The organism is Halobaculum sp. MBLA0147 (assembly GCF_041361345.1).
Lineage (GTDB): Archaea > Halobacteriota > Halobacteria > Halobacteriales > Haloferacaceae > JAHENP01.
This window is the reverse complement of sequence record NZ_JBGKAD010000001.1, coordinates 539132-563160: the sequence shown is the minus strand read 5'-3', so window position 1 is coordinate 563160 and position 24029 is coordinate 539132. Positions and strand designations below refer to the sequence as shown.

The 24029-nt window shown below is 67.4% G+C and carries 19 protein-coding genes and 2 pseudogenes; 7 read left to right on the top strand and 14 right to left on the bottom strand.

Annotation, left to right across the window (positions count from 1 at the left end; genetic code table 11):
• Positions 1-426 precede the first annotated feature (426 nt).
• Positions 427-882, bottom strand: a complete 456-nt coding sequence (locus tag RYH80_RS02660; protein ID WP_370902314.1) for a toxin-antitoxin system TumE family protein — start codon at positions 880-882, stop codon at positions 427-429.
• 10 nt (positions 883-892) lie between these two features.
• Positions 893-1525 carry a winged helix-turn-helix domain-containing protein gene (locus tag RYH80_RS02655; RefSeq protein WP_370902313.1) on the bottom strand — a complete coding sequence of 211 codons (633 nt, stop codon included), beginning with the start codon at positions 1523-1525 and terminating at the stop codon, positions 893-895.
• Between the two features lie 151 nt (positions 1526-1676).
• Here RYH80_RS02655 and RYH80_RS02650 point away from each other — a divergent pair, with 151 nt between their 5' ends.
• From RYH80_RS02650 to RYH80_RS02640, 3 genes are all read left to right on the top strand, one after another.
• Positions 1677-2834: an SPFH domain-containing protein gene (locus RYH80_RS02650; RefSeq protein WP_370902312.1), complete on the top strand. Its 1158-nt coding sequence runs from the start codon at positions 1677-1679 to the stop codon at positions 2832-2834.
• Positions 2835-2926: 92 nt separating this feature from the next.
• Positions 2927-3550 (top strand): winged helix-turn-helix transcriptional regulator, encoded by a 624-nt coding sequence (locus RYH80_RS02645; RefSeq protein WP_370902311.1) that lies wholly within the window; start codon positions 2927-2929, stop codon positions 3548-3550.
• Positions 3551-3665: 115 nt separating this feature from the next.
• Entirely contained in the window at positions 3666-5207 is a 1542-nt protein-coding gene (locus RYH80_RS02640; RefSeq protein WP_370902310.1) for a TiaS agmantine-binding domain-containing protein, read from the top strand.
• 4 nt (positions 5208-5211) lie between these two features.
• On the opposite strand, the gene RYH80_RS02635 is transcribed toward RYH80_RS02640, so the two are convergent.
• From RYH80_RS02635 to RYH80_RS02595, 9 genes and pseudogenes are all read right to left on the bottom strand, one after another.
• Positions 5212-5649: a DUF7113 family protein gene (locus RYH80_RS02635; protein ID WP_370902309.1), complete on the bottom strand. Its 438-nt coding sequence runs from the start codon at positions 5647-5649 to the stop codon at positions 5212-5214.
• A gap of 105 nt (positions 5650-5754) precedes the next feature.
• Positions 5755-6660, bottom strand: coding sequence for a DUF7958 family protein (locus tag RYH80_RS02630; RefSeq protein WP_370902308.1), 906 nt, complete (start codon positions 6658-6660; stop codon positions 5755-5757).
• A gap of 2 nt (positions 6661-6662) precedes the next feature.
• Positions 6663-7418, bottom strand: coding sequence for a hypothetical protein (locus RYH80_RS02625; protein ID WP_370902306.1), 756 nt, complete (start codon positions 7416-7418; stop codon positions 6663-6665).
• A 35-nt stretch (positions 7419-7453) separates the two neighbouring features.
• Positions 7454-8356 (bottom strand): DUF7958 family protein, encoded by a 903-nt coding sequence (locus tag RYH80_RS02620; protein ID WP_370902305.1) that lies wholly within the window; start codon positions 8354-8356, stop codon positions 7454-7456.
• A 2-nt stretch (positions 8357-8358) separates the two neighbouring features.
• Positions 8359-9723, bottom strand: coding sequence for an eCIS core domain-containing protein (locus RYH80_RS02615; protein WP_370902304.1), 1365 nt, complete (start codon positions 9721-9723; stop codon positions 8359-8361).
• 494 nt (positions 9724-10217) lie between these two features.
• Positions 10218-11270 (bottom strand): HFX_2341 family transcriptional regulator domain-containing protein, encoded by a 1053-nt coding sequence (locus tag RYH80_RS02610; RefSeq protein ID WP_370902303.1) that lies wholly within the window; start codon positions 11268-11270, stop codon positions 10218-10220.
• Positions 11271-11365: 95 nt separating this feature from the next.
• Positions 11366-11824 carry an ArsR/SmtB family transcription factor gene (locus RYH80_RS02605; protein ID WP_370902302.1) on the bottom strand — a complete coding sequence of 153 codons (459 nt, stop codon included), beginning with the start codon at positions 11822-11824 and terminating at the stop codon, positions 11366-11368.
• Positions 11825-11896: 72 nt separating this feature from the next.
• Positions 11897-13216, bottom strand: a pseudogene (locus RYH80_RS02600) (AAA domain-containing protein); the annotation flags it as partial.
• 996 nt (positions 13217-14212) lie between these two features.
• A pseudogene (locus tag RYH80_RS02595) lies at positions 14213-14713 on the bottom strand (AAA family ATPase); the annotation flags it as partial.
• A 334-nt stretch (positions 14714-15047) separates the two neighbouring features.
• Between RYH80_RS02595 and RYH80_RS02590 the strand changes: the two are divergent.
• The 4 genes from RYH80_RS02590 (at position 15048) to RYH80_RS02575 (ending at position 21328) form a co-directional block, all read left to right on the top strand.
• Complete coding sequence (locus tag RYH80_RS02590; protein ID WP_370902301.1) at positions 15048-15896, top strand: hypothetical protein; 849 nt, start codon at positions 15048-15050, stop codon at positions 15894-15896.
• Positions 15897-16100: 204 nt separating this feature from the next.
• Positions 16101-16496: a DUF7518 family protein gene (locus tag RYH80_RS02585; protein ID WP_370902300.1), complete on the top strand. Its 396-nt coding sequence runs from the start codon at positions 16101-16103 to the stop codon at positions 16494-16496.
• Between the two features lie 202 nt (positions 16497-16698).
• Complete coding sequence (gene smc / locus RYH80_RS02580; RefSeq protein WP_370902299.1) at positions 16699-20289, top strand: chromosome segregation protein SMC; 3591 nt, start codon at positions 16699-16701, stop codon at positions 20287-20289.
• Entirely contained in the window at positions 20282-21328 is a 1047-nt protein-coding gene (locus RYH80_RS02575; protein ID WP_370902298.1) for a segregation/condensation protein A, read from the top strand. The genes smc and RYH80_RS02575 overlap by 8 nt, the downstream gene beginning before the upstream one ends.
• Before the next feature lie 93 nt (positions 21329-21421).
• Here RYH80_RS02575 and RYH80_RS02570 read toward each other — a convergent pair whose 3' ends face one another.
• The 3 genes from RYH80_RS02570 to RYH80_RS02560 are packed head-to-tail and all read right to left on the bottom strand — an operon-like array spanning position 21422 to position 23989.
• Complete coding sequence (locus RYH80_RS02570) at positions 21422-22501, bottom strand: class I SAM-dependent methyltransferase (protein ID WP_370902297.1); 1080 nt, start codon at positions 22499-22501, stop codon at positions 21422-21424.
• Positions 22502-22507: 6 nt separating this feature from the next.
• Positions 22508-22888, bottom strand: a complete 381-nt coding sequence (locus RYH80_RS02565; RefSeq protein WP_370902295.1) for a 6-pyruvoyl trahydropterin synthase family protein — start codon at positions 22886-22888, stop codon at positions 22508-22510.
• Between the two features lie 51 nt (positions 22889-22939).
• Entirely contained in the window at positions 22940-23989 is a 1050-nt protein-coding gene (locus tag RYH80_RS02560) for a zinc-dependent alcohol dehydrogenase (RefSeq protein WP_370902294.1), read from the bottom strand.
• Positions 23990-24029 lie beyond the last annotated feature (40 nt).

Here is a 24029-nt window from a genome sequence, read left to right as displayed (position 1 = left end):
CGCGGGGACAAGCCCCGCGGCTTCGCCGTCTTGACCGCACGCCCCAAGGTGGGCCGTGCTGTCGCAGGCGAATTTAACTCCCCCTCGACCTTCCCGAGATGGGTCGGCTGGAATTCACACCCGAACGCCCGGTGCGTCCGTGAGGGTCGGCGGCTCCACCCCGCCCGACAACACCCGTCTCACCCACCATATCGGCGGGGTGTTGAGGGGTGTCGCATTCCCTCGCAACTGCCGGCAGTTGCTTCGGATCGAGATCTGTAACCCACGTCGTGACTGTATCCGTCGATACGGTGGCTTGTGTCACAAGCGTACGGCCTTCACCCTCGGGGTCGAGTCGTTCGAGAATCTTCGATTCTAGTAATACCGAAAATGTCTGACTTTCGGACGACCCCGAGGCACTCGGCATGCTCCGCCTGTAGATTGGCACTACGGTGGATTCTCGGCCGCGTTCAGCCGTTCCACGTCGCCGGTGTCGTAGGCACGTCGCCACAGCCGGTGGACCGCCCGTGCGACGACCGGTGGCTCCTCGACCGAGATACACGACGGTTCCGCAGCACCAGACTCCGCCTCCGGCGGTGGGTGGAAGTGAGCGGTCGGTACTCCCGGCTTCGGGTGTCGGTCGAACCTGAAGTTCCGCCCGCTCTCGTCGACGTGGTGGACGTTGTACGCTCCCGTGTCGAACCACCGGGCTTCGATCCGGGCCCACGTCGCCGCACCGATCCCGTCTCCGAACTCGACGACGACTGCCGTCGGCTCCAACGGGGAGTCGAGCGCCGCACGCTCGACGAGACCGTCGACACGCTCGAAGACGCGGCCGACTCGGCGCGTTGCGGCGACGTCGAGACTGCCGACGTCTCTCGCGTCGTCCTCGTCTAGTCGCATCGCGTGTCTCTCAGGCGGTCGACTCGTCGTTCCCGGTGGTGGACTCGTCGGTCCCCGAGGCGAACGCTCCGCGGTCGCCGTCGGCGTGCCCGGCGTACGCGAGACGAGTCACCGCCGTCCGAGTGTCGTCGGGGTCGAAATCGTACAGCGCGAGTGCCGCCCGGGCCACCGCCAACCGCTCTTCCGTCTCGCGCCAGCGATGCACGTCCTGCCACCCGGTCTCGTCCGCATCGAGCCGGTCGACCAGAGCGTCCGCGTCGGCGACGCCGTACGTGTCCCGGAGCGCCGCCAGCTCGTCGCGGAACCGCTCGATGGCGCTACCGATCTCGTCTCTCGTGTGCTCGCGGTGGATCGACGCGATCCGGTCGACGGCCAACGACTGTGGCGACCTGACGTACCGCGTCCCGTTACCGGTCGACACGGCGGTGACCAAGCCCGCCTCGAGGAGGCTCTCCAGGTACTTCCGTGCTGTCGGTTCGCTGACACGAGCCCTGTCGGCAACCTCACTCGCAGACTGCGGATCACTCGTCGTCTCGGCGACGGTTCGCACACGGTCGAACGCCGTCGTCTCGTCGACCCACTCCTCGACCGCCGCCTCGTTCACGTCACCTTCCCAGAGTCGTTCTCCCGAGCCGGTCGTCATCGACCCTCACTCTCGCCCGAGGAAAGATATGCTTTCCGCAAGCAATTGTAGTTGGCTCACGGCGCCGATCCGGTTCGGCTCTTCGTCCCACCTGAACGCTCGGTGCAACACAGTGGGAACACTTACACGCGGTGACACCCAACCCGGGGACATGGTCCCTGTACCACTGCAGTCCGGGTTCAGCGTGGTGCTGGTCGGACTCCTGTTCCTGTTGCTGGCAGTGATCACAGTGTGGCAGTCCGTGGTGATCGTCGACGCCTACGAGAAGAAGGCGAAGACGGTGTTCGGGCAGTTCGACACGCTGTTGGAGCCGGGTATCAACTTCGTCGAGCCGTTCGTCTCGAACACGCACGCCTTCGACATGCGGACACAGACACTCGACGTGCCGCGTCAGGAGGCGATCACGCGGGACAACTCCCCGGTGACCGCCGACGCCGTCGTCTACATCAAGGTGATGGACGCGAAGAAGGCGTTCCTCGAGGTGGAAGACTACAAGACGGCCGTCTCGAACCTCGCCCAGACGACGCTGCGGGCGGTACTGGGCGACATGGACCTCGACGACACGCTCAACAAGCGTCAGGAGATCAACGCACGCATCCGGAAGGAGCTGGACGAACCCACCGACGAGTGGGGGATCCGCGTGGAGTCCGTCGAGGTGCGAGAGGTCAACCCCTCGAAGGACGTCCAGCAGGCGATGGAGCAACAGACCTCCGCCGAGCGGAAGCGGCGGGCGATGATCCTCGAGGCGCAGGGTGAACGGCGCTCCGCCATCGAGGAGGCGGAGGGTGAGAAGGAGTCGAACATCATCCGCGCCCAAGGGGAGAAGCAGAGTCAGATCCTCGAGGCGCAGGGTGACGCGATCTCGACGGTGCTGCGCGCGAAGTCGGCACAGTCGATGGGCGAGCGGGCGATCATCGAGCGCGGGATGGAGACGCTGGAGTCCATCGGTCAGGGCGAGTCGACGACGTTCGTCCTCCCGCAGGAGCTCACTTCGCTCGTCGGCCGCTACGGGAAGACGCTGAGCGGCTCCGACGTGCAGGAGTCCGAGGGGCTCGACTCGCTGGACTTCGGCGAGGAGACCCGCGAGATGCTCGGGTTGGACGACATCGACGAGATCATCGGCCAACTCGACGACATCGAGGAGATGGGCAACGGCTCGCCCGACGGCGAGGAGGCCATCGCGGACATGGACGAGGTCGTCGGCGACGGCGAGGAGTCTATCGAGTCTCCCGAGAACGTGATCGACGACGCCGACGGCTCCCCCGTCGAGGGCGGCCCCGACGAGGAGTTGGAGACGGAACTGGAGTGACCTGCCCGGAGACGGAACTAGGGTGACCCACCCCGCTCCCACACGGAGCGACACCCGGTAGGCTTTTTTACGCGTGGGTTGTATCGAGTCTCGTGAGTCGAGAGGTCGACGACGAGAAGCGGACCACACTCCGTCGGTTCGCGGCGTTGGGGGCGGCGTCGCCGCTGGCCGCCGCGGAGGTCGACGCCGAAGAGTCGGCCGACGGGCGGGAGGCACGGTCGGACGTGCGCGACGCCATCCGCGGCTACCTCGGTCGGACACCCGGTGCACACTTCTCGAAACTGCGCGACGATCTCCGCCTGGGAACGGGCGAGACCCAACACCACCTCCGCCGGTTGGAGTCGGACGGTGCCGTCGTCTCCAGACGCGACGGCGACTACCGGCGGTTCTACCCGGCGGACCGGTTCTCCGCGTTCGAGCAGACGGCGTTGGGGTACCTCCGGCGCGAGACCGCTCGCGGCATCCTGCTGACACTGTTGCGGGAGACGGACCCGACGGGCGCGGACGTGGCGCGGACACTGGACGTGTCGCGTGCTACGGTGAGCAAGTACACCTCCGAGTTGGAAGCCGCCGGGCTCGTCGACCGGTCGGACGGGTACGCCGTCCGTCGCCCCGCGGTCGTCGTCACGCTCGTCGTCCGGTACGCGGACTCGTTCGGGCCCGACGCGGTCGCCTTCGCGGACGAGGCACCCCGACTGCTCAGCTACGACGGCTGAGGCGGTGGCACCGCGACGGGGCACACCCGCCGAGACACGACGACACGGACTACCACAGCATCGTACCACCACGGCACCGGAACGCTGAAATCTGCCGCCCGCCGGAGTCTCGACCGTGACGGTCGTCGCCGTGGACGACACCGACTCCCGGACGGAGGGGATGTGCACCACCTACCTCGCCGCGCGACTCGCCGACAGGCTGGCGGACGGCGACTGTGTCGAGCGACGTGTGTTGGTTCGGCTGTTCCCCGGTGTCGAACACAAGACTCGCGGGAACGCGGCGCTGGCGGTTCACACGGACGCCGCCCCGTCGCGTGCTCGCCGCGTCGTCGTCTCGCTCGCCGAGCGGTTTGCGGTCACGACAGACGCCGACACGAGTCCCGGCGTCGTCGTGGCGCCCCACGACCCCGACGCCGTGCCGGAGCCGGTCGCGTCGTTCGCACGCGACGCGATTCGCGAACCGGTCGCACTCGACAGAGCACTCCGCGTCGCCGCCGAGGCGGGGTACGAGACCGTCGGCTGGGCACCGGGGGTGGGAGGGGCCGGACGAGGAACCTCGACAGACCCGGCGAGTCGACGCGTGACCGGGCGCGCGACGCACGTGGGAGACGCGTCCGGTTCGAGGGACTCGGCGGCGGCAGACTCGCGGCCGGCGGATTCGGCAGCGGCGAACTCGGCGACGCGGGACACCGTCGCGGGCCGTGGCCGCGTCGGCGCACTCGCCGCGGTGGGCGCGTGGGCGAGTCACGACGACTGGACGTACGAGCGGATCGACTACCGCGCGTTCGACCGGTGTGGCACCCAACGCGAGGTGGACGAGCGGAGCGTGTTCGCGGCGGCCGCCGACGCCTACCCGGACGCCTGGGACACGGTCGATCGAGTGGCGGGCGAGGCGGTCTGCGTTCCGAACGCACCCGGGCCGGTGTTGTACGGCGTCCGTGGCGACGACGCGACCGCGGTCGAGCGTGTCGCGGCGCGGATCGAGAGCGAGTCGGTCGATCGGAGCGCACTGTTCGTCACCAACCAGGGAACCGACGCACACCTCCACGACGCACGCGGTGCGTGGGCCGCCGGAGGGCCGGTTCCGCAGACAGGGGGCCACTCGTCGCTGCGCGACGGACTGGCCTACCGGATCGACGGGACGGTCAAGACCGCTCCCGAGACGCGGCGGGGTGGCCACGTCTTCTTCGCACTCGAGCCACCCGAACGCGGTGGCGGTGGAGGCGTGGCCGAGAGCGGCGAGGTTGCGGGCGAGACGCCGACCCCAGCACCCGACGCGTTGGACTGTGTCGCGTTCGAGCCGACCGGGCGGTTCCGCGACCGAGTGCGCGCGCTACGGCCCGGGGACCGACTCACGGTCTGTGGCGAAGTGGCCGACGACACGGTGAAACTGGAGAAGGTCGCCGTTCGGGAGTTGGACCGGACGGAACGCGTCGTGCCGACCTGTCCCGAGTGTGAGCGCACGATGGAGTCGGCCGGTCGAGACGCGGGCTACCGCTGTCGGGACTGTGAGACGAGCGAATCGGGGAAGGTGACGCGGACGGTGGATCGCGACCTCCGTCCCGGGTGGTACGAGGTGCCGCCGTGTGCCCGTCGGCACGTCGCGAAGCCGCTGGTGCGAGGCGGGTTCGACGCCGCGACGCACCCGGAGCGGTGACGAGTCACGCCTCGTCCTCGTCGTCCGTCTCGCCGGACTCCAGTGCGCCCGTAGCCCGATCCGCGTCGTCGGGTCGCACCCCTGCGGGCGACTCCTCGTGGGCGTCGGCGCCGGGCCGCTGCTCGACGACCTCCACCTCCACGGCTGCCGCGTCCAACCCGACTCGCGCGAACTGTGTCCGGACGTGGTCCTCGGCCGCGGTCACGGCGGCCTCGCGCGTCTCGAACCCGCGCGGCATCGGCGACTCGAAGGCGACGTTCACCGTCCGCCCGTCGAGTTCCAGCTCCGAGCCACCGCTGTGGACCTCGTAGAAGGCGTCACACACCCAGACGTACGGCTCGTCGCCGTCGGGCGCCCCCTTGTACGACGGCGGCTCCTCCCCGCGCTCGTAGATCGTGCCGGTCAACGCCGTTCCCCCGGCTCGCCCGCGGACGAGTAACATGTCACAGTGTAGGTGGGCCGGACGCAAAAGGCGAGCGGGGTCGTGACACCGGTCGTCGTCTTCGAGTGATTCCGATTGTCGGTGAGTGAACTAGGACCCGCTGGCTCACTCGGTCCAGGGCTCCCAGGAGGTGATGTCGGCCTCACTTGACCAGTACTCCTCGTACAGCGAGCAGAACTTCTGACACTGGAACCCCCGATAGGTTCCCCACCCTTGCGCACGGAACGCAGTCGGTGGTGCCTGGCCCATCAGCAGGAATCGGTCACGGATCTGGTAGGCGAGATTCGAGACGACGTAGTGGTGGAACGAGTCGACGGAGTCCGTGTCGAACGCCATCAGTTCGACTCTCGCGTCCGGGTCGCGGTCCAACGGCTGCTCGCCGTGGTCGCGTCGTTCGGTTCCCTGTCCGTCGTTGTGGACCGTGTGGATACCCGAGACGGCTTCCACCTCGAACCCGAGGTCGTCGCGATCCTGTGTCGTGAGTTCGCTGGCGCGACGGGCGACGGGCGTGTCGGGGTCGCCGTCGAATCGCGAGAGGAACTGTTCGAGCACCGGCGGGTCGTGTTCGACTGGGTCGGGTTCGAGGTACACATCCTGTTGGTAAATAATGGCGTCGTCGGGGTCGGCGTTCGGGAACGGTAGCTCTACGGGGCCGTCGTCGTAGTGGCGCGCGAGTCGTCGTTCGAGTTCTCCGAACTGCGCTTGGAACGTGTCACTCGACAGGTCGGCAATCGCCAAGAGTGCGGCCGTCAATCGGTCGGGGTTCTCTAGCGGGGGGACCGTATCGTACCCGCGTTCTCGGTACACCTGCCACTTCGCGAAGCGGCGTGCCTGATCGACGTGTTCGCACTCCTCGCGGGTGCGGAATCGGGGGTTGTCCGCGTACGCCTCAGACTGGTGGTGTTTGATCTCCCCATCGAACTCCATCTCTATCCCGTGTTCTTCCCCAGCATTGTCTAGCAGATTGACTCCGACTCGAACTTCGTCTTCTCCAGTTATTATTGATTTCATTCTCAGAAATTACCTGTCTCCAGAACCCCTCGTCGATCCTCGGTGAGGAAGGTACCTTCCCGGATCTCCTGTTCGATCTGTTCGGCCCGTTCTTCGAGTGTGCCGTCGGACTGAGTCCAGATTTGTTTGACTTCTTCCCAGCCGAGTTGTCCGCGGCGGGCCTTGGCGACGGCCTGTGTGCCCATCTGGTCGATGTCCCGTCCGACGGCTTTCGAGCCGAGGGAGGCACCGGTGGCTGCGTCGCCACCGCTCACCTGTGTCGCGAGGTTGACCATCTCGAGGAGTGCGGGGAGTCCCGTCGCGGTGAGGATGGTCTTGGTGAGTCCCCAGCCGACTTTGTCCCAGTTGTCGGTGTCGGCGAGGCCGTGCAGGCGGCGTCGTTGGTCGTCGGTGAGTGCAACGTCGTCGATTTCTCGTTGGAGGGCTTCGACGTCGGCTCTGATACTGCCGACGGAGTCGAACCGATCTGCGAGGTCTCGCTGGGCTGGATCGCCACCCTCGGCAAGTGCCTGTTTCGTCTCGGGGTCCCGTTTTCGCCGATTCCGTTCGATGACGGTCTGTGCGATGTCGTAGAGGTGCCCGAACTGGAGGTCGTTGTGTCTCCGGCGATGATCGCTCACCTCTCCAGTTTCGTCCTCGGTGTCGGAGAGGCGCTGAATCCCGAGTTCGCCGCCGGCCATCACACGTCGTGCGGTCTCCTCGGCTTCGCGTTCCAGTTCGGGGTCGGGGACGCGTTCGGGTGTGAGGCGACTCTCCACCGCGCTCGTCGACGTTCGACTGAGAGTAGTCAGTGTCACGGGACGGGCTCCCAGGAGCCGATGTCGGCGGTGGCGTCCCAGTAGTTCTCGTACTGTGGGTAGTATCGGTGCTTCATGAACGCCTCGAAGGTCCCCCAGCCGGGACTACGGAACGGTGTCGGTGGTGTCTCGCCCATCAGTAAGAAGCAATCGCGTAACTGGTAAGCGAGGTGTGAGACGACGTAGTGGTGGAACGAGTCGATCTCGTCGGTGTCGAACGGCATCAGTTCGACAGTGGCGTCCGGGTCGCGGTCGAGCGGCTGGTTACCGCGTGCCTCGTCGGCGACGGCGAGCCCGTCGTACGCGAGATGGTGCATCTGTGAGACGCCTTCGAGATCGAACGCCAGTGACTCGCGAGTCTCCAGCGGTAACTCCGCGTCGATTGGACTGTCCGAATCCCCCGAGTCGGTGTCGAACCGGTCGCGAAACTGTGCCAGTACCGACGGGTCGATCTCTGTCGGGTCGGGGGAGACGTACAGATCCTTCTCGTAGACGACCGCTCCGTCGAGATCGACATCTGTCAACGGAGTCTCGACAGTGGAGTCGTCGTAGTGGCTCCGAATCTGCGACTGGAGGTCACCGAACAGGTCGTCGAACTCCGACTCTGAGAGAGTCGCTACGGCCAACAATCCTGCGAGGATACAGTCTGGATTCTTTCGGCGAGATAGCGTCTCGTAGTCTCGATCACGGTATGCCACCCATCGGGCATACTGCTGTGCCTGGTGAACGTGCTCTGTCTGTTCCCTCGTTGCAGTTGTCGAATCGTCCGGGTACTCCTCCGAATCGTATCCGAGTAGTTCACCGTCGAATCCTATTTCGACAAGATGTTCCAAGTCCACGTTGTCGATGATACTCAGTCCAATCCGAGTGTCGCTCTCCCCGGTTACAACTCCATCCATGATCATTTCCTCCGGGGTTCGCTGACTCCTTCTCTCTCGGGTGATTCGTAGTCGTCATTCCGTACTTCCTGTTCGATTCTCTCGGCGCGTTGTTGGAGAGAGCCATTTGTTCGCTCCCAAATTGCTCGGATGTCTTCCCACCCGTGAATCTCCCCACGACGAACTCGCCCGACGGCCTGTTTGCCAATCGAATCGGGATCGTGACCTGTAGCTTTCGACAATACTTGAGAAACAGTAATGTAAGTACCGAGACTCGTCGCCGACAGAAGCGCCTTTACCGTCGTCCACGCCACGTCGTCCCACTGGTCCGTGACGAGGTCTCCCGAGAGAACTGCTCGCTGGTCTTCTGTGAGTCCAACGTCGGAGAGATCCTCCGAAATGCTGTCCGACAACTGATCTATCTCACGTTGGAGTCCTTCTGAGATCACTTCGGCCCCCGAATACGAACTCTCCTCGAGTTCTCGCTTGGTACTGTGTGCCGACTGTTTGTTCTGTTTTGTCAGGACATCGTCTGCCACGTCGGAGAGATATCCGAGCCGATTCTGGTTCTGTGACCGCCTGAACTCCGACCCCGTCTCGTTCTCGACCTCGGCTTCGAACAACGCCATCGCGTCGAACACCTGATCCTCTTCGATCCGCTGGACGTGCACGTCGGTGTCGGAGAGGCGCTGAATCCCGAGGTCACCACCGGACATCACGCGTTGTGCGGTCTCCTCGGCTTCGCGTTCCAGTTCGGGGTCGGGATCGATCTCCAACTGCACGTCGTCCTGCGGCAACATCGACAGTGCGCCACCGGTTTGCTGGCGAACGTGTGCCAACTCGTGGGCGAGCACGTGCTGACCTTCCGCTGATTCCGGGTCGTACTCGCCAGCACCGAACACGACGTGGTTCCCCACTGTGAACGCTCGCGCGTCGATGGCGTCGGCTGCCGCTGCGGCTCTCGGCCCGGTGTGAATCCGTACGTCACCAAGTGAGTCGTCCATCCGCTCTTCGACCGCGCGCTGAATCGAAGCGTCGAGCGGCCGACCAGGCGAAGAGATCACCTCGCGGACGGCGTCGGGAACGCTCGTACGGCCGGCGGGTTCGATCTCTTCGGTCGCTTCGCGACTTCGCTGGAGCGATTTCTTGTTGCGTTTCTCGACGTTCCACGGAATGGGTGTATCGCGACGTTCGCGGAAGCGATCGAGAGTGAGGTGGTTCTCCATCGCGTCGGTGGGTACACCTTCGTCGATCCAGTCGTGGACCTGTGGGCCCCACCGTTCTTCGATCCGCATCATCTGGCGGACCTCACCGTCGTCTTCGAACTCGGTGTCGTACCGCTCGCGTGCCTGTGCGATGCTCAGCTTCCCGACGATGTCTGTCTCCATATCGGCGGTGGCTCGGTACGGGTCCGTGTCGGTCGATCGCCGGTCTCGGCCGCCGGACCGCCGGTCCCGCTCCGAGTCTCCGTCCCGGTCACCGTCGCCGGACTCTCGCCTCTCTCGTGCTCGTGAGGAACTCCAGTAGCCCATCGGTCAGTCTCGCGTACTGATTTTCCCCCTGTCTCAATAATTGTTTTGTGTTTGTATCCAATTATCCCGAGGGTAGAAAGCACTACTTTGGGAAAAAAGATGTCAAATCGGACTCACACGGACGAGTTACGATTTCGCACGATCACACTCCGACGACGACCCACACAGACCACCCAGCTCGAACGGACTTGCACTCGAATACGCCCGTGGACTTCCGACGACGAGAGGCAGATCTGCGTAGTCACACAGAGAATGGCGAGTTCTCGAGACTCTCGGTCGAGACTGCGTCGAGACGCGTGAGAGCTACACTACCGGGCGACGACGCACGTCTATCGGACTCCGTAGTCTCACTACCGATCGGCGTCGCCCTCGTCGACGGCGTCGGTTCCCGACGACCGGTCTCCAGAGTTCCCGTTCCGGTGGGCACGCACCCACAACTCGCCGATCCGGGAGAGACGCGTCCGGTAGGACTTCCCGTGTGACTCCTGTTCGACGTACCCCTTCCCGCCCGGGCCGAGGCGGTCGACGTTGTAGATCACCTTCGAGCGGAAGGAGTCGGTGTACTCCTCGCCGAGTTCGTCCGCCAGCGCTTGTGCCAACTCCGAGACGGAGTCGAACTCGCCGTGCTCGCCCAACTCGAAGAGGATCACCTCCTCGAACGGCTTCACGTTCGAGAAGGAGGCGACCGGCAACTCGACGACGTGACTCCCGTCGATCTCCTTCGCGCCGATGGTCGTCCCCCGCTCGTCGAACTCCGAGAGCAACTCGGCGACACCCGCCAGGTGGTCGTCGATCCGCTCGCGGACGGCCGCGGCGTCGGGATCCGCCGACTCCGCGACCGCGGTCTCCGACGGCGTCGCGTCACCGACTGTCGTGTCTCCCGTCGCCTCTCCGGCGGCCCCGCTCGGCTCGTCGTCGAGCAGCGTGCGGACCTCCGCGAGGAGGTCACGTGTGTCCCGGAGCTCCTCCGCCAGTTCCGTCTCCAGGTACTTCTCTGGGGCGGTGTAGTAGGTGTGGATGCGGTCGCGGTCGGCCTGCCGTTCCAGGGTGATCGAGTGAGCCGCCGTCGCGAAGGCGAACGACACCGGGCGCGGCATCGCGGAGACGTTCACCCACACCTCCGCGCCGTCGTCCAACTCGGCGTTGATCAGGTCGTACGCCTGCTCGAAGGCGGCGTCGTAGTCGTACACGTCGGCGACCGGGACCCGTTCCGTCGTCGCACCCAGGAGGTTCTGGAAGTCCGTCTCCAACTTCTCGGCGAGACCTCGCGAGTACTGGACGTTGGCCTCGCTCCCGACGGCCCCCTCCAGCAGGATCACGCGGTCGACACGCAACTGGTCGCGGACCAACGGCGCGATCAGGCGGTCGTAGTCGAACCCGACCGGAACGACGTGTGTCTGCACGAGCGACCGTTCTCCGGGCGAGCGGATAAGCGTGCCGCGACGCCGACGAGTAGCGCCGAGAGACGGCGTCGGCGTCCGCTCTCCCCTCCGAGGGACTACTGCGGCCCGTCGCGCTGCCCGTCGTGAGTCGTGCCAGAGTCGTCGCGACCACCCATATCGGGCCCAGAGTCGTCGCGACCACCCGCATCGGACCCAGAGTCGTCGCGAGCCGTCGCCCGCTCCACGGCGTCGAACACGTTCTCCGCCACCGAGAGCCCGGCCGCCGTCGGTCTGTAGCGTCTGGAGCGCCCCTCGCCGACGGCTTCGATCAACCCGGCGTCGACCAGCGCCGAGACGTGGTAGTAGAGACTGTTCTGACTCGCCTCCAACGCCTCCGCCAACTGTCCCGTCGTCATCGGGCGGTGACGACACAGTCGGTAGACGATCCGGAACCGGCGTTCGTCCCCGAGTGCGTCCAACCACTCGGCGACGGTGTCGAGATCGGTTCCGTCCCCGAGTAGCTCCCGCTCGACACGCCGTGTCGACCCGTCGACCACCTGCCCCTCGCGGTCCATGTCGGGATTACCGACGACCCAGTGGTACTTAGTAGCTTCCGAACGGAACTACCACGGCCGACACGGACGCGCTCACCGGTCCGCCCAGTCGAGCATCTGCTCGTAGAACGGGTCCGAGCGCAGGGCGACCTCGTCGCCGACGAGTGTCAGCGCCCGCTTCGCACGGGTGAGCGCGACGTTCACCCGCCGCGGGTCCTCGAACACCGGCGAGTCGAGCGAGTCTGTGGCGACGAACGAGACGAGGATCACCTCCTTCGAGGAGCCTTGGAACCGGTCGACCGTGTCGACGGTGACGGGCGTCCGCCGGGCGATCTCCGCCACCTGTGCACGGAACGGCGCGATCACACCCACGTCGTCGGGGTCGACACCAGCGTCGACGTAGGCGCGCACCAACTCGGCGACGCGGTCGGCCTCCGTCGGGTTCGTGTTCCCGACTCGTCGGCCCTCGGGGTCGACGTACGACACCCCGTCGCGGAGAGCGGGCGGCAGGTCGTCGGGCGAGACCCCCAGGTCGACGAGCGAGCGGGCCGCGACCTCCCCGGTCGCGGGGCGGAGCGCGCCGTCGTAGAACTCCGCCGACGCGAACGCCTGGATGCGTTGTGACATCCGGTACTGACTCGTCAGCGTCACCCCGGCGTCCGGGTACCTGTCGATCAGGCGCTCGAACAACGACCGGGAGAGGTCCGCGCGCGGCGGATCGCCCTCGTTCTCGGGGGCCGTATCACTCTCGTCGGTCGCGACTGGGACGCCGCCCTCGCTCTGCACGACGGGTGGGAGTTGTTCGTGGTCGCCGACGAGGACGAACCGGTCGGCGCGGGTCACCGCCGCCAGCGTCGCCGGCTCCGTCAACTGCGACGCCTCGTCGACGAGTGCCACGTCGAACGACTGCTCGCGGAGCACCCGGGAGCCACACGTCGCCGTCGTCGCCGCGACGACCGGCGCCTCCCGGAGTGTCGTCCGCCGCTCGCCGGGGTCACCCGACTGGACGAGTCGCACGTCCTGCATGTCCTCGCGGACGCCCGTCTCCGTCCCGACCCTGACCACGGCGTCCTCGAACGTCGCCGTCGCTCCCGATCCGTCTCCATCGCCGTGATCGTCCGGGTCACCGGGGGAGTCTGCGTCGGCGCGACTGCCTCCGCTCGCGACCACGTCCGCGAACCGCTCCGACTCGCGGACGGCGTCGACGACCCCGCGGTCGCGCAGCGCCGCCAGCGCGTTGTCGACCGCGCGGTTGGTGAACGCCGACAGGAGGACACGCTCCCCCCGCGCGACCAGTGCCGCGACGGTCTCGGCGATCGTGTACGTCTTGCCCGTCCCAGGCGGCCCGTGGATCAGTGCCAGATCCTCGGCGGTCACCGCCCGCCGCACCGCCCGGTCCTGTGCCTCGTTGTTCGGGACGAACGTCTCTCCGTCGGGCTCGGCGAAGGCAGGGTCGCGGCGCCCGAACAACACGTCCTTGCGGTCGGGGTCACCCTTCAGGATCGTGTCGTGGAGTGCCGTCAGCTGCCGGTCGACGGACAGCTCCGAGGGATACGTGTCCAGGCGACGCAGCGGCACCGGCTCGTCGGCCGTGACGACGACCGGCTCGCGATCCGACGGCACAGTGACGCCGTCCGGGAGTGCGAGGTCGGCCTCGTCGTGTGACCGAGCGTCCTCGTCACCGTCCACGGCCGTCCCGAGGCGTTCGATCCGGGCCAACTCCGCCTCGCCGCCGACCGGGTCGCCGTCCGAGGCCAGCGCCACGTCGCCCTCGCGGAGCTTCGACACCGTGTCCGCGGGCTTGCTCGCGTACAGGACCCACCGGCCACCGTCCCGCTCCCGCCGGCCGAGTGGCTCGAGGTCGATCAGCGCCCGGTCGTCGTCGGCCCGTTCCGTCGCACTCTGCTCCCAGAGTTTCCGGTACTCGTCGTGGACCGCGCCGCGTTCCGCCTCCAGTCCGCGGTACATCCGCTCGAAGTACTGCCGCTCCTCTGGCGGGACGGCGCTCCCGACCTGCCCGGCCTTCGACTCCTGGTCGAGGCGGCCGGAGACGACCATGCAGGTGTCCTGCTCGAAACAGTACTCGCAGTTCGCGTCCGCCTCGTACCCCGTCGGCACGCTGCTGTCGGACTCCGTGGCGGCGATCTCGTTGCGCGTACGGACCACGAAGTCGAGCAACCCCTGTCCGATCGAGAACTCCTTGGCCGGCGAGAGATCGCCCGTGAACTCCGAGCGGTCCAGGGCGGCGTTCTTCGTGTACAGCAGCGTCCCGGTGTCGGCGTCGACTCCCCGCTCGCGCAAGAGGAGCGCGTAGCAGGCCGCCTGGATCTTGTCGTGGAACCGTGGGTCGCGTTTCGTGTTCTTCCCCGTCTTCAACTCGACGGGGGTCCCCCGCCGGACGGCGTCGGCCCGCCCCTTGATCCCGAACGTCGGCGAGATCAGCGTCTGTTCGGATCGCCACTCGTCCTCGTCGGTCAACACCCCCTGTTCGAGCCACGCTTCGACGGCGGTCGCGTTCTGGGTCACCTCCTCGACCACGCTCTCGCGGTCGCGCTCCAACAGCCCGAGTTCGAGTCCTGCCTCGTCGACGCGGTGCTGGACACTCTCCTCCAAGTCGACCCCCCGCAGCAGGTCGCCGAACACCTCGTGGACGATCGTCCCCTTGACCACGGGGTAGTTCAGCGGGATGGCGGAGAGTTTGTTCAGGTAGTACATCCGGGGGCACTGGACCCACGACCGCACGTCGGTCACGTCGACGAGAAAGGACGGTTCGAGGACGACGTAGCTGTCGCCGGTGGTCGCGTACGTCGTCTCCCCACGGTACTCGTCCGTCTCGGCGTCCGTGACGAGCAGTTCCATCCCCGCGGCGGCCCACTCGGCGGTCTCCGCCCAGTCGCCCCACAGCGTCACCCTCGTCGGCGTCCCGGCGCCCCGATCCGGTCGCACCGTCACCTCGGCGAGTTCGCGGTCGCCGTACTGCGTGTCGATCGTGCGCACCTCTCCGACCTCGACGATTGGCCCGCGGACGTTCACTGGGCGTGTACCTGTGGGCGGGAGACAAGTCGGTGTCGGTCGCTCGAACGTGGGGCGTTGCCCGCCGGTGTCGGCCGTCGGAACCGGAGGTGTCTCGTCGGTGCCCGTCTCGGGGCGCTGGTAGTACTCTCGACTCGTCTCGATGGGTTACACTCTACACGAGTGTAGTCGTTCGTGACTATCTTGTCAGTGGTTGCAGTGTGTCGATGCGGTGAGTGGAGACGACCCCCGGCCGTGGCGCGGCCACGAGCGCAGTGCGACACTCGACGACGCCGCAGTCGTCGACTACGTCGCCGAACACGGGCCGACGACACCGCGGGCGATCGCTCGCGGCCGCTTTCGAGAGAACGTGATCCGACTCCAGTGTCGGTACCTGGATCGAGTGGGACTACTCGAGAGGCGCGGCGCGGAACGGTTCGCGGCCGCACCGGGACTCGACGTGTCGGGGGGCGACGTTCCCGACTGCGGGTACGTCGACCTGAGTTCGAGCACGCCTCCTTCGGATCGCAGGATCACCGACTGCTCCGGTGTCGACGCCGCGTACGTTCGAGCGACGAACCGGTTCTTCTTCGAGTCCCAGCGGTACCCGTACGGACAAGTCCGTGGCGACGCAGATCGGACGGACCGCGAGATACGGAACGTGACACGGTACCGTGTCGGGCGGGTCGTCCGCGAGTTTCCGCGAATCGAACCGGTGGCGGTACAGTGTGAACACTGGACCCGTGCACTGGTGGGGCTCCACTTCTTCCCCGACGCGAACCACCGGACGGCACTCGCGACGCTGTACAGCCTGCTACGCCTGAACGGGCTCGCACCGCCGCGCGGTACGTGGCCCTTCGACGGCATCGACGCCGCGGTGACGCGCTCGAAGCTACTACGCAGCTACCACTGCGACGTACGGTTCGACACCCTCTGGGAACGAGACGAACTGTTCGCTCACTGGCGACGGTTCTTCCAGCGTGGATTCTACGACCGACCAGACCGACACCACGAGGCGACACCAGCGACGACACTCGACCGGGTGTTGGAGTGCGCTCGACAGCACCTCGGTACTCGCTGACTCACTCGTCGGCTCGACCGGCTTCCCCCATCGCGACGTACGCCGCCTCGTTCTCGTCGACGTGTGCCACCATCTCGGCGAACAGTTCGTCGTCCATTCTCGACTCCGCCTAGCGTGGTCTCGCACTTGTAGTTTCGCCCGACGGTGACTCGTCGTCCACGCGTCTGACGGACATTTAACCCTGTAGAGTGTGCCACACCGGACATGGGAAACAGAGTGGAGGACCTCGAACGCCAGGTGGCGGAACTCCGGGCGACCGTCGACGGGCTGACCGAGGAACTCGTGGAGACGAAAGAGCGGCTGAACCAGTTGGAGACCGAGGAGGAGACGACTGTCGAGACGAGTCCGGAGCCGAGCGGGTCCTCCGGGAGCCGACACGCCGAGCCGGAGGGGACACACGCGGAGTTCGTCCCCAACCACTCGCCGGACGAACACGCCGAAGAGAGCGACGAGCGGCGCTCGCCGGGCGTCGGCAGCGACGCGGCGACGGAGTCGAGCGAGCCCGCCGCACAGACGACCGACGGGAGTAAGGCCGACGAGACCGGGAGTGGGGACGAGAGTGGCGACGACGGCGACGGCGACGACATCATCGTCGCCTGACTCGCGTCCACACGGGAGACGGCGAGCCGTACCGCGGGGCGCGACGCCTCGTCGCCACGGCGACCGACGACGAGTCACCTACCGGGTGACGAGACCGCGACGACCGCCGGTCGCGGCGACGGTCCGACAGGGGGTGTCGACCGGAACTGCAGACGCCGGCACTGGGGGCCGGCCGACCCAGACGGCGGACCACGAGTGATCGATGCACATCAAAGAACTCGTCTTGGACGACTTCAAGAGCTTCGGGCGCGAGACGCGCATCCCCTTCTACGAGGACTTCACCGTCATCACTGGGCCGAACGGCTCCGGGAAGTCGAACATCATCGACGGCGTCCTCTTCGCGCTGGGGTTGGCCCGGACGCGGGGGATTCGCGCGGAGAAACTGACCGACCTGATCTACAACCCGGGTCACGCCGACGGTCGGCGGAGCGACGGCCCACGCGAGGCCAGCGTCGAAGTGGTGTTGGACAACACCGAGGGGACGCTGGACCGCTCGCAGGTCGTCAACGCCGCCGGCACGGAGAAGGTCGGCGAGGTCGACGAGATCCGAATCAAACGCCGGGTGAAGGAGACCGACGACAACTACTACTCCTACTACTACCTCAACGGGCGGTCGGTGAACCTCTCGGACATCCGCGACCTGCTCGCGCAGGCCGGCGTGACGCCGGAGGGGTACAACGTCGTGATGCAGGGCGACGTGACGGGGATCATCAACATGACGCCCCACGAGCGCCGGGAGATCATCGACGAGATCGCCGGCGTCGCGGAGTTCGACGCCAAGAAGGAGGACGCCTTCGAGGAGTTGGAGACCGTCGAGGAGCGGATCGACGAGGCGGAACTCCGGATCGAGGAGAAGGAAGACCGCCTGGAGCGGCTCTCCGACGAGCGAGAGACGGCGCTGGAGTACCAGTCGCTACGCGACGAGAAGGAGGAGTACGAGGGGTACCGGGCGGCCGCCGAACTGGAGGACAAACGCGCCGAACTCGACGCGACCGACGCGGAGGTCGACGACGCCGAGGCGGAGTTGGCCGACCGCCGCGAGACGCTCGACGAGCGGCAGGCGCGCGTCGACGACTTGGAGGCGGACCTCGCCGCGTTGAACGAGGAGATCGAGCGGACGGGCGAGGAGGAGCAGTTGGAGATCAAGTCGGAGATCGAGGAGATCAAAGGCGAGATCGCCACCTTGGAGGGGAAGATCGAGACGCAGGCGGAACGGCGCGACGACGCCGAGACGGAACGCCGCGAGGCGTTCGTCCAGATCGACCGGAAGAACGAGGAGATCGACGAGTTGGAGGCGCAACTCCGCGAGACGAAAGTCGAGAAGGCGGACCTGAAGTCCACACTCGCCTCGAAACGGTCGGCGTTGGCGGACGTGGAGGCACAGATCGAGGACGCGGACACGGAGTACGACGAACTGAAGGCGGCCCTCGCGGAGAAGAAGGAGCGCGCCGAGGAGTTGCGCGAGGCGGTCCACGAACGGCAACGCGAGAAGGACCGGCTGCTCGACGACGCCCGCCGCCGTTCGACGGAGATCGAGGACGTGGAGTCGGAGATCGCCGAGGCGGAGACGGAGGTGCCGGACCTCGAACGCCGCGTCTCGGAGTTGGAGTCGGAGTTGGACAGTGCCGAGAAGAACCGCGAGACGGCCGAGGAACTCGTCGCGGAGTTGCGGGAGGAACGCGAGGCGCTGGAGGACGACCTCGACGAGTTGGAGGCGGAGATCCGCGAGAAACAGAACGAGTACGCGGAGTTGGAGGCGAAGGCGGAGTCGACCGGCGACGCCTCCTGGCCGCGGGCGGTGACGACGGTCCAGAACGCGGAGTTCTCGGGTGTCCACGGACCGGTGGGGGAACTCGGGGCCGTCGACTCCGAGTACGCTCGGGCCTGTGAGACGGCCGCGGGTGGGCGACTCGCGAACGTCGTCGTCGACGACGACGGCGTCGGGAGCGACTGTATCGACTACCTCAAGCGGCGCAACGCGGGGCGAGCGACGTTCCTCCCGCTGACGGAGATGGACGAGCGCGGGCTGCCGTCGCTCCCGTCGCACCCCGGTGTGGTGGACTTCGCGCGGAATCTCGTGGAGTACGACGCCGAGTACGAGGGGATCTTCTCGTACGTGCTCGGGACGACACTCGTCGTCGAGGACATGGACACCGCACGGGACCTGATGGGGCAGTACCGGATGGTCACACTCGACGGGGACCTCGTCGAGACCAGCGGCGCGATGACGGGTGGCTCCGGCGGCGGGTCGCGGTACGCGTTCTCGAAGAGCGGCGGCGGGAAACTCGAACGGATCGCCGAGGAGATCCACGAGTTGGAGGACGAGCGCCAGTCGCTGCGCGAGGAGATCGAAGCCGTCGAGAGCGATATCGAAGACGCCCGCGAGCGGGTGTCGGCGGCCAAAGAGAAGGTCCGCGAGGTCGAGGCGGACCGCGACAGGGCGGAGTCGGAGTTGGCCGAGACGGAGGCCCGCATCGAGGAGTTGCGCGAGCGGAAGGCGGAGTTGGAGGCGGAACGGGAGTCCGTCGACGAGGAGATGACGACCCTCGACGAGGAGATCGCAGAGCGCGAGGCGGAGATCGAGACACTGGAAGACGAGATCGAGGAGGTCGAGGCGGAGTTGGCAGACTCGGAGATCCCGGAGCTGACGGACCGCGCAGACGAGATCCGGACGGAGATCGCGGACGTAGAGGACCGGATGGACGACGTCGACGCCGAGAAGAACGAACTCGAACTCCAACTGGAGTACGTCGAGGAGGCCGTCGCGGACCTCAACGACACCGTGGAGGCGGCCCAAGAACGGAAGGCGGACGCCGAGGAGACGATCGCGGCCCACGAGGACCGCATCGCGGAGTTGGAGGAGACACTGGAGGGCAAGCGCGACGAGATCGCGGAGTTGGAAGAACAGCTCTCGGCGCTGAAGGAGGAGCGGAGCGATCTGAAAGACGAGTTGCGCGAGGCCGAAGGTGAGCGGGACGCTGCGGACGACGCCGTCGAGGAGACGAGCGCACGGCTCGACGACCTCCAGGAGACGGCCGAACGGCTCCGCTGGGAGATCGAGGAGTTGGAGGCACAGGTCGACGAGTACGACCCCGAAGAGATCCCGGACCACGACACCGTCGCGAACGAGATCGAGCGGCTGGAGGCGGAGATGGCGGAGATGGAGCCGGTGAACATGCTCGCCATCGAGGAGTACGACGAGGTGGAGGCGGCGTTGGCGGAACTCCGGGAGCGCCGCGACGTGCTCGTCGAGGAGCGCGACGGGATCGAAGACCGGATCGCGTCCTACGAGTCCCAGAAGCGCGAGACGTTCACGGAGGCGTTCGAGAGCATCGACGGCCACTTCCGAGAGATCTTCGAGCGGCTGTCGGCGGGGTCGGGAGAACTCCACCTGGAGAACCCGGAAGACCCGTTCGACGGCGGGCTGACGATGAAGGCCCAACCCGCGGACAAGCCCGTCCAGCGGCTGGACGCGATGAGTGGCGGGGAGAAGTCGCTGACGGCGCTAGCGTTCATCTTCGCCATCCAGCGGCACAACCCGGCGCCGTTCTACGCGTTGGACGAGGTGGACGCGTTCTTGGACGCCGCCAACGCCGAGCGGGTCGGGGAGCTGGTGGACGAACTCGCCGAGGAGGCGCAGTTCGTGGTCGTCTCGCACCGCTCGGCGCTGCTGGACCGGTCGGAACGTGCCGTCGGCGTGACGATGCAGGACGACAACGTCTCGGCGGTGACCGGCATCCAGGTGGGCGCCGACGGCGAGGGCGGCGACGGGGAGGTGTCCGCGGATGACTGACCTCCCCGACATCCCGCTGGGCGAGTCGGCCGGTGACGACGCCCCCGACGGCGACGGAGACGGTGGAGCCGAAGCGAGCGGCGGAGCCGACGGGCGAGACGGGGGCGACGAGCCGTTCGGCGGTGGTCGCGAGGGTCGCGAGTCGACGGGTGAGGACGTGCCCGGCGGAGACCCGAGCGAGTCGGTGGGGGCGGATGCCTCGGTCGACGCCGGCGAGTCGAGCGACGTAGCAGACGACGGCGACGACGTGGAGCCGGTCGAGGTGCTGGTCCAGTTGGCCGAAGACGGGGAGATCGACCCGTGGGACATCGACATCGTCGACGTGACGGACGCGTTCTTGGACGAGTTGGAGTCGCGGGACCTCCGCACGTCTGGACGGGCGCTGTTCTACGCCAGCGTGTTGCTCCGGATGAAGTCCGACGCACTGCTGGGCGACGAGGAGACGGAGGACGCGGACGACGAGCCGGAGCCGTGGGAGACCGCCTTCCGCGACGACCCCGCCGGGGGCCAGCAGGTCGCGGACGACTTCGACCCGGTGGACGCACTGGAGGCGGAGATGGACCGGCGACTGGAACGGAAGTCCACCCGCGGGTCGCCGGAGACGCTGGACGAGTTGGTCCGGGAGCTGCGTGACGCCGAGCGGGACTCCTGGTGGAAGAAGTCCCGGGAGTACGACACCAGCGGCGACTCCGGGTCGCCGGGGAGTGCTCAGACGCTCCAGTACCGCGGCGGGAGCGACCCGCGGCCGGACGACGAACCCGGTGCTGGCGACGTGACGGAGACGACCCACGAGGAGGACATCGAGACGGTGATCGACGAGGTGCAGACGACGCTGTCGGGCCACTACGAACGCGGGCGGCCGGAGGTGTTGTTCCGCGAGGTGCGGGACACGGGCGGGTCACCCGTGCGGACGTACCTCGCACTGCTGTTCCTCGCGCACCGCGGGGCCGTGGAACTGCGGCAGGACGACTTGTTCGGCGACTTGTGGATCCGCGACCCGACCGCCGCGACCGCCAGCGACGAGGCGGTGGCGGACTGACGTGACGGTCGCGAACCGACGGGACCGCCTCCGACCCGCGACCCCTCGCGGCTCGACGACACGTTCTCGACTACCGAGTCGTCGACTCACCAGCTACTCCGGCGTCCGGTGACAGATGTCGACTTGGTGTGCGACGTACGTCAGCGTCCCGCCTACCGACTGCCGCCGGCGCGTCACGAGCCAGTCGTGGAGCGCGGTGAGGCCGCTCTCGTGGTCGCCCGTGGGGTCACTCTCGGGGTCGCCCGTGGGGTCACTCTCGTGGTCGCCCGCGTCACGCGCCGCGTCGAGTGCCGCCTGGGCGTCCGGAGCCAGGTCGGCCGCTCGTAACGCGGCCTCCGAGAGCTCCGAGAGTTGGCGCACGTCGGACGCGAGCAGCGTGTCGGCGACGAACCCGAGGATTCTGTCGAGGAAGTACCACTCGTCGGCCGGGTAGGCGTCGGAGCCTGCGGACCCGCCGCCCCGTGGACGGACGATCCAGTCCGAGCCCGCCACGGCGAGCGTCTCGCCCGGTCGCTCGCGGAGGTGCGAGAGCGCGGCGCGTCCGGCACGGTTGTTCCGTCCCGGCTCGGCGTCGATACCGGCGTGGTACAGCTCCGCCACGAGGTCGTCCACCGGGTGTGCGGGCGCGAATCCGGTCGTCCCGTCGAAGGTGAACGGCGCGTACACGAACCCGCCGGGAGCGAGGAGGCCGGCGAAGGCGTCCAGCGCCTCGGCGGGCGCCACCAGGTCGAGGAACGACTGGGCGACGACCAGCTCCGGCGGTGGACCGGTCCACTCGCGTGCCGCCGCGACCGCGTCGCCGACTGCGAACGTGACATCCTCCTCGGACTCCGCCTCGTGTCGCTCGCGAGCGGTCGCGACGAGGCTCGGGTCGGCGTCGACGCCGTGGTACGCCGCCGGTCGGACACCCCACGACCGGAGCCGGTCCAGCGCCACGCCCGTGCCACAGCCGGCGTCGAACACGCGTGGCCGGTCGGGGAGGGCGTCGAGCAGCGTCTCGCGGACCCGCCGGTCGCGCGCCCGGTCGTCGACCGTCGCCTTCGCGTCGAGGTACCGCACGTCGCCGTGGTCGTGATCACTCTCGGCAGTCTCACTACGCTCGTCGTCTCGGTCGGCAGTCTCGCTACGTCCGTCGTCCCGGTCGGCAGTCTGGGCGTGCTCGTCGTCGGCCACGGCTACTCACAACTCCCGGGAGTGACTCGCCCACGCCACGTCGTCCTCCCACATCCGGACGGTGAGTGCGGTCGGCGTGTCGTCGTCGAGGCGGTCGACCAGTCGGTCGCCGAACAGCCGAGCGAACCGCTCGACGCTGGGGTTGTCGTCACCGAACTCCGGCAGGTCGTTGAGCAGTTCGTCGCGGTACCGGTCGACCAACTCGTCGAGTGCCGCGTCCACCGCGTCGATGTCTACGACGTAGCCGTACGGCCCCAGTTCCGGCGCCTGGAACCGCACGTCCGCCTCGAAGTGGTGACTGTGTGGCTCGCCCTCGCCGGGCGGCGGACTCGGCACCGTCAGGTAGTGCTGTGCGACGAAGTCGCGCGACACTGACAGTTCGTACACGGCGTGAGACACGGTCGCTCGGAGTAAATGTCCGCCGGTCGTCGACCCCCCTCAGTCGTACTGCAACACGACCTGCAGTGGCCGCCGGTCTGCGGCGTCGGGCTCGTCCAGCACCTCGTAGGCGCGTCTCGCCTCAGCGAACGGGACGCGGTGAGTGATCAACTCCGTCACGGGGAGGGCGGCGGCGTGGTCCAGTGCGGTCGCGAGCCGTCGGTCCTTGCTCCACCGCCCGCGGAGGGCGGGGTCGAGCGTGCTCACCTGACTCGACTCGATCGCGATGCGGTCGCGGTGGTACGAGCCGCCGAGGTCCAACGTCGCCCGCTTCTCCCCGTACCAGGAGCCGACGGTGACACGCCCGTCGTAGCCCACGACTCCGACGGCGTCGTCGAGTGCGGCTGGCGTCCCGGAGATCTCCACCGCGGCGTCGAGTCCGGGCTCCTCGTCCGCCGCCGCCCGCTCGGCCAGCGACGCGACCTCGGTCGGGTCGACCACCGTGTCGGCACCCAGCGACGCCGCACGCTCGCGGCGTTCTGGCAACGGTTCGACGACGGCCAGCTCCGCGAGCGGGAACTCTGCCAGGAGTGCCGTCGTCGTCAGCCCGACCGCGCCGGCACCGAAGACGGCGATCCGCTCCCCCACGCGCGGTGCCGTGTCGAGGACGAGCGTCGTCGCCGTCTCCACGGTCGGGAGCATCGCGGCGGCTGCCGTCGAGAGCTCCTCTGGCACCACGACCAACTCCTCGGGCGTCGCAGTGAAACTCGTCTGGTGGGGTCGGAACGCGAAGACGCGGCGCCCGAGCCACACGTCGTCGACGGCGCTCCCACAGTCGGTGACGCGGCCGACGGCAGCGTAGCCGTACGCGAGGGGGTACTCGAACCGGTTCCCCTCGAAGGCGGGTAGACTCGCGTCGACCGGCATCCCGTCGGGGACCTCGTCGCGGTACACGAGCAGTTCGGTTCCGGCACTGACGGCGGACAGCGTCGTCTGGACGCGCACCTCGTCGTCGGCGACCGCGTCGCGATCTCTCGCTCGGACGCGGACCGACCGCGGTGCGGTGAACTCCAGCACGCGGCGCCCGCCGTCGCCGTCTCTGTGACTCACGGTGTGTCGCCTCGTCGTACTCTGCACCGCCAGCGACTTT